Genomic DNA, 2,910 nt, shown 5'->3' with positions numbered 1-2,910 from the left:
CGAGTCCGTCGATCTCGCCCAGCCCGTGATCCCGCCCGTCGCCTCGACCCCGAGCGCGCCGGCCCCCGGGCGCACTCCCGCGAGCCGCGTCGACGTCGCGTTCTCGGGTCCCCGCACCGCGTGCGACACCGTGGTGCACGTGGGCGACTCCACGTCGCTGGGGCTCGTGGGCGAGGGCACGCCCGTCGCCAAGCAGATCGCCGCGCAGTACGAGCGCGTGGGCGTCGAGGGAGTCGACGTCGACGTCCGCGGCGCACGATCGATCGTGGAGCGCTTCCAGGGCGAGCCCAATGCCCAGGACGCGGTCCAGGAGCGCGTCGACGCGGGCTACAGCGGCTGCTGGGTGATCGCGATGGGCATCAACGAGGCCGCGAACCAGGCCGTGGGCGGCGCCCACCCCGTGGAGGAGCGCATCGAGCGGATCCTGTCGCTCACCGGCGACGATCCGGTGCTGTGGGTGAACGCCGTGACCACTCTGGACGACGGCCCGTACGCCGATGCGGGCATGAAGGACTTCAACCGCGCGCTCGCCCAGGCGTGCGACGCGCATCCGTCGCTGCGGGTGTACGACTGGCGGGGCGAGGTGAAGTCGGGCTGGTTCCAGCGGGACGGCATCCACTACACGACGCGCGGGTACGTCCAGCGGGGCGAGCGCATCGCCAACGCCCTCGCAACCGCGTTCCCCCGCGGCGACTCGGCCGCGAGCAGCTGCTCCGTCGCGTCGTCCTGACCACGGGGCGCAGGAGGGCCGATGCGCGGGTCACCCCGCGCCTCGGCCCTCCGGTGGTTGCGACGCCGTCAGGCGCGCGGCGTGGCGCGGCGCAGGAAGAGGAAGCCCACGACGGCGCACAGGGCGGTGACCGGCAGCGTCCACGCGGCGAGCTGAGCGAGCGGCGTGGTGGTGAGGAACTCGCCCACGTCGCCCCACGCATCGGCCGCCGTGATCCCCCAGCCCGCGGCGACCAGCAGCAGCGCAAGGCCGATGAAGAACGAGTACAGGCCGTACGCGCGCCAGCGCACCCACACCGTGGCGATCGCCGAACCCAGGAAGAAGAACAGCAGCATCGTCATCAGGTACAGCAGCCACACGAGCCCGAGCGACTCGTCCACCAGCCCGAAGGGCGCGAAGAACGCGGCGTCGAGGCCCCAGCCGTCCGTGGCGCGCTCAAGGGCGGCGAGCCCCGTCAGGCCCGTCGAGTACAGCAGGGCCAAGCCCACGAAGTAGGCGGCGGTTCCCAGGTAGTACTCGCGGCGCGTCACGGAGAACCCCAGGGCAAACCGGAACGTCAGGCTCATCGCCTGCACGGCCACGACCATCATGAAGATTACGATCCACGAAACGCCGCCGTTGTACTGGAAGGCGCGGGGCTCGAGGTACTCGGCGCCGCCCGCGGCGTTCGCGACCATGAGCCAGATGGACAGGTTCACGCCAAAGACGATGGCGGTGATGATCCACGGCATGATCAGGGTGGGCATCGGGTTGGCGACGTGCATGCGCATGACGTTGGCGATGCGCGCCGGAGCGCCCGTCACCGCTGCGCGGGTGTCGATGGCGGTCATGCTGCCTCCTCCTCGTCGGTGGCGTCGGTGCCGCCGGTGCGGCTGACGATGAGCTCCTGGAGCGACACGGCGGTGGCCTCGAGCCCCGCCTGCGCGGCGGCCCGGCGATCCTCGGAGGAGAGCCCGGCGAGGGTCACGGAGGCGATGCCGCCCAGCGCGTTCCTGTCGACCACGGTGCGGCCGGTCGCGAAGGCCTCGACGTCGCTCGCCTTGCCCACCAGGGTGGTGGCCGAGCCGCGCAGCTCCTCCGCGTCCGCGTCGATCACGATGCTGCCGTGGTCGATCACGACGACCCGCTGGAGCAGGTTCGCCGCCTCGTCGATCAGGTGGGTCGACAGCACGACGGTGCGCGGGTTCTCCGCGTAGTCCTCGAGCAGCAGGTCGTAGAAGCGGCGCCGGGCGACGGCGTCGAGGCCCGCGTAGGGCTCGTCCAGGAACGTGAGCTCCGCGCGGGACGCGAGTCCCACGATCACGCCGATCGCGCTGCGCTGCCCGCGCGACATCTTCTTCATGGGGCGGTCCAGCGGAACGTCGAAGGCCTTGACGAGGCGGTCCGCGAACGCGGAGTCCCAGGCGTCGAAGAACCACGGCGCGGCCCGCAGGACATGCTTGCCCTTGTAGCCGTCGGGGTAGACCTGCGACTCTTTGATGAAGCACACGCGGCGCAGGGCCGCGGCGTTCTCGACCGGGTTCTCGCCGAAGATGCGCGCCTCGCCGGAGGTCACGAACTCCTGGCCCGTGAGCAGCTGCATGAGCGTGGTCTTGCCCGCTCCGTTGCGGCCCAGCAGGCCGTGGATCCCGCCCTCCTCGAGCGAGAAGGTCGCGTTGTCGACGGCGGTCACCCTGCCGAAGCGCTTGGTGAGGCCCTCGACCTCGACGATGGCGGTCATCGGTTCATCTCCTTGTCGATCATGTCGTGCACCTCTGCTGACCCCAGTTCCAGGGCACGTGCGCGCTCGGCGAGCGGGCGGACGTGGAGCTCGGCGAACTCGGCCCTCCGGTCGCTCAGAAGCCGGGCTCGAGCGCCCTCGGCGACGAACATGCCGATGCCGCGGCGCTTGTAGAGCACCCCGGCCTCCACGAGGCGGTTGACGCCCTTGAGAGCAGTCGCCGGGTTGATGCGGTGGAACTGGGCGAGCTCGTTGATGGACGGCACCTGCCCCTCCTCCGCGAGGGAGCCGTCGAGGATCTGCGCCTCGAGGCTCTCCGCGATCTGGAGGAAGATCGGCCGTTCGTCGTCCATGTGCCGTCCCGTCTCGTCCGTGGCCGCCGTCCGGCGGCACGTTTGTTGGCTGGTTAGTTGGTGCAGTAACTAACTAAGCATGCGTGAGCGGTCGTGTCAAGCCCTCG

The 2,910-nt window shown here is 70.6% G+C and carries 4 protein-coding genes; 1 reads left to right on the top strand and 3 read right to left on the bottom strand.

Annotated elements, in window-relative coordinates; genetic code table 11:
• Positions 1–730, top strand: a 730-nt coding sequence (locus tag QZ483_RS13410; RefSeq protein ID WP_297084857.1) for an SGNH/GDSL hydrolase family protein, incomplete at its 5' end; no start/stop codon positions are given.
• Positions 731–798: 68 nt separating this feature from the next.
• On the opposite strand, the gene QZ483_RS13405 is transcribed toward QZ483_RS13410, so the two are convergent.
• From QZ483_RS13405 to QZ483_RS13395, 3 genes are read right to left on the bottom strand one after another with little or no spacing between them, the layout of a single operon-like run.
• Positions 799–1,560, bottom strand: coding sequence for an ABC transporter permease (locus QZ483_RS13405; protein ID WP_297084855.1), 762 nt, complete (start codon positions 1,558–1,560; stop codon positions 799–801).
• Entirely contained in the window at positions 1,557–2,450 is an 894-nt protein-coding gene (locus QZ483_RS13400; protein ID WP_297084853.1) for an ABC transporter ATP-binding protein, read from the bottom strand. Before QZ483_RS13400 ends, QZ483_RS13405 begins: the two co-directional genes overlap by 4 nt.
• Positions 2,447–2,803, bottom strand: a complete 357-nt coding sequence (locus QZ483_RS13395) for a GntR family transcriptional regulator (protein WP_297084851.1) — start codon at positions 2,801–2,803, stop codon at positions 2,447–2,449. The genes QZ483_RS13400 and QZ483_RS13395 overlap by 4 nt, the downstream gene beginning before the upstream one ends.
• Positions 2,804–2,910: the final 107 nt, after the last annotated feature.

Source organism: uncultured Demequina sp. (assembly GCF_913055775.1).
Taxonomy (GTDB): domain Bacteria; phylum Actinomycetota; class Actinomycetes; order Actinomycetales; family Demequinaceae; genus Demequina.
This window is presented reverse-complemented; position numbering and strand designations above follow the sequence as displayed.

Coding starts and splice junctions, on each gene's coding strand:
- QZ483_RS13405 (WP_297084855.1), bottom strand. CDS start 1,560: ATGACCGCCATCGACACCCGCGCAGCGGTGACGGGCGCTCCGGCGCGC.
- QZ483_RS13400 (WP_297084853.1), bottom strand. CDS start 2,450: ATGACCGCCATCGTCGAGGTCGAGGGCCTCACCAAGCGCTTCGGCAGG.
- QZ483_RS13395 (WP_297084851.1), bottom strand. CDS start 2,803: ATGGACGACGAACGGCCGATCTTCCTCCAGATCGCGGAGAGCCTCGAG.